Origin of the sequence: Candidatus Cybelea sp. (assembly GCA_036489315.1) — a bacterium.
Lineage (GTDB): Bacteria > Vulcanimicrobiota > Vulcanimicrobiia > Vulcanimicrobiales > Vulcanimicrobiaceae > Cybelea.
Window position 1 is genome coordinate 1 of sequence record DASXFZ010000046.1, and the last position, 2992, is coordinate 2992.

Sequence of the window (2992 nt, forward strand, 5' to 3'; positions counted from 1 at the left end):
AGGGTAGCGAAGCTGGCCGCCAGACAAAGCAATCGAGGGCGTTCCGAAAGGCCTTCCTCCGGAAAATCGAGAGCGCGACCGATCCAGGACCGGGCTTCGCTAATGGTCCCCCGCGTTCTCCAGGTCGCCGCAAGCGCTTGCACCAAACGCGACGCCGTCGATCGATCGTGCTCGAATTCCCACTCCAGCATCAGCCGCACGTTGGGAATCTCGTCGTCGAGCAATACGGTCTTTGGCCTAGTTGGTTTTGCCTCAGGCAGCTGCAATATGATGGATGCGTAAAACCCCGCATGCGCCGCTTCCGCTTTGGTCTCTTCGCGTGCGTTTCTCAACTCGTTGCGGGCATACTCTGAGACGATTTCGAGCGGCCGATAGTAGGCGTCGCCTTCGCGTTCTTCGGCCAACAGAAGCGACTTGTCGACCAGTGAATCGGCAATTTCGCCGGCATCGTCGACCTGGGGTGTGACGGCGGCGATCGCCGTTGCCGTGCAGCCCCCGTTGAAAACGGAAAGCGCTCGCAGCACTGCGCGTTCGTCGGGTGAGAGCAGCTCGTAGCTCCAGGCGATCGTATCGCGCAACGTCCGGTGACGCGAACTTTCGGTAGAGTCCTTGCTCGAAAGTGACAGGGCGGACTTGAGCCGCCGCTCCAAGCCCTTTAAGGTCATCGTTGAAAGTCGTGCACAAGCGAGCTCGATGGCGAGCGGGATATTCTCCAACCTCGCGCACAACGTTGCCAGTGTGGCGTCTGCCGCCTCGTCGAACGTAGCGGTTGGGGCAACCTGTCGTGCGCGTTCGAGAAAAAGCGCTTTACCCTCGGATAACGCTCCGAGCCTGAAGATTTGCTCGCCGAGCACGTGCATCGGCTCTCGGCTGGTTGCCAGGATAGTGATGGTTGGGCAGTGCGAAAGGATCGCCTTGACAAGCCTCGCTACGCCGCCGATGAGGTGCTCAACGTTATCGAGAATCAATAGCAGCGTTCGGTCGGCCAGATGTTCGAGCAGTGTTGACTCGACGTTCGCAGCTGCGCGTTCGTGCAGGCCCAAGGCGTCGGCCGCGGCCTGGGCGATGAAATCGGCCCGGCGAACCGGCGCCAGGTCGATGAGCCAACAGCCGTCGACGAATCGCTCTGCGACGCTCGCGCCGAGTTGGAGGGTTAGGCGCGTCTTACCGATACCGCCAGGGCCGACGATCGTGAGAAGGCGGCCGCGCGCCAAGAGTTCATCAAGTTTTTGCAGTTCGGCCGTACGGCCCACGAACGTCGAGATCTGTGTCGGAAGATTACTCGGACGGGAATTCAGACTTCGGGGCGCCGGAAAGTTCTTGCGTATGCCACGCCCGACGGCTTGGAAAGCCGGCTCCGGGCGGTTCAGGCCCTTCAGTCGAATGAGACCGATATTGCGCAGCGTGACAGCAGCCGGAAGCGCGTCTCGCAACAACCCCGCGGCGGCTTCCGAAACGAGTATCTGGCCGCCGTAGGCAGTTGACATCAGCCGTGCGACGCGGTTTACCGGCGGACCGTAGTAGTCGCCGTCGACCTCCGCACAAACGGCGGTGTGAATTCCCATGCGAACCGCGATGGGACCGAGTTGAACCGGCCATGACCGTTTGCCCAAGTCGCGTTGCGCCGTGATTGCCGCACTCAGCGCATCTTCAGGATCGCGAAAGACCGAGCAAAAGGCATCGCCGATGCTTTTGAAGACCGTGCCACCGCTTCGAGCAATCGTCGAGCGGATCAGTTCGTCGTGCGCTGCGAGCGCTTCGCGCATTGCGGCCGGGTCCCGCTCCCACAACGCCGTGCTTCCCTCGATGTCCGTAAACAAAAAGGTAACGGTTCCGCTAGGGAGCCCTTCCGGCGCCATTACGCGGTATTCTCGCTTAAGAGGGCTGCGCCTCGCCCTCGACGGCGACCCGGCGCTTCGTTTTAGAGGAGATTCCTATTGCGTCGCGCCGAAAAACTTCGGCGAGGGCACGTATAACGGGTATCGGCGGTGTTTTCATTCGCGCTCGCGATGCGGCGGCACTCGGGCGATGGTATGCAGACCATCTCGGAATTGCGGAGAAACCTGGCGTTGGCATCATGTTTCGCCGCTCGGACGATCCCGACCCGAATAAAGTGACGCTTTTCAGCATCTTCGATGCGGATGACGACTATTGGGACCGAGCGCAGCCGGTCATGATCAACTTCCGGGTCGAGGGCCTCGACGAGCTGCTCGCCAAGCTGCGCGCGGAGGGCGTTACGGTTTTAGAAAAGACCGATAATCACGAATACGGCCGCTTCGGATGGGTCGTGGATCCGGAAGGCAATCGTCTCGAACTATGGGAGCCTCCCGCCGCCCCGTAACGCGTTATGGCCTCGGCTCGAAGTCTGCGTGGAAGACGTAGCCGCCCTGGACCGGCAGACAGTTTACCATCTTGGGCGTGTAGGTGCTCTTACGCGCCGCTTCCGCGACGGCGTCGTCGATCGTTGCGTTTCCGCTCGATTTGACGATCGAGGTATGAGTAACGCGTCCGCTGGGCGAGATCGTCACGGAGACATCGACGCTCCCCGAAGCGTTGAGGCCGTGCGGCAGCATCGGCGGTTCGGGATTGCGTACGGAAGCCTCGGCGTTCGGATGCGCGCAGGCTGCGGCAAGGAGCGCATTCGCGGGGAGGCTAGGCGCATTCGAGGAAGAGAGAGCGACTGCAGGTGAGAGCGCTTGCAGCGCGATCGTGGCGATGAGGAATAGCATGATCGTACCTCCGATGATAAAAGCGTTGACGGTGAGGCGGCGCGGTTCGCTCGAGCCCAAGCGCTCGATGCGCTCGATGAGCGTTCGCCGTGAGTGAAAGGCGGCTGGCGTTAACAGCGGCACGCTTCGCGAGCACGCGGATTGAGCAAGCGACGCGAGACAGGCGGCATACTCGCGGGCGCTGCCGGCACTCTCGACCACCCAGTCGTCGCAGGCCGCTTCGCGTTCCAGGCAGAGGTTGCGTCCAGTAAAATACACCCAGG

Annotated in this window: 3 protein-coding genes; 1 reads left to right on the plus strand and 2 read right to left on the minus strand. The window is 61.6% G+C overall.

All coding sequences use genetic code 11. The features are described 5' to 3' along the window. Positions 1 to 1859: adenylate/guanylate cyclase domain-containing protein (locus VGG51_10150; GenBank protein ID HEY1883386.1), on the minus strand; the 1859-nt coding region annotated here is incomplete at its 3' end. A 137-nt stretch (positions 1860 to 1996) separates the two neighbouring features. Between VGG51_10150 and VGG51_10155 the strand changes: the two genes are divergently transcribed. After that, positions 1997 to 2341, plus strand: coding sequence for a VOC family protein (locus VGG51_10155; GenBank protein ID HEY1883387.1), 345 nt, complete (start codon positions 1997 to 1999; stop codon positions 2339 to 2341). Positions 2342 to 2345: 4 nt separating this feature from the next. Here VGG51_10155 and VGG51_10160 read toward each other — a convergent pair. Next, positions 2346 to 2992 (minus strand): M56 family metallopeptidase (locus VGG51_10160; protein ID HEY1883388.1); only part of this gene is annotated, 647 nt, incomplete at its 5' end.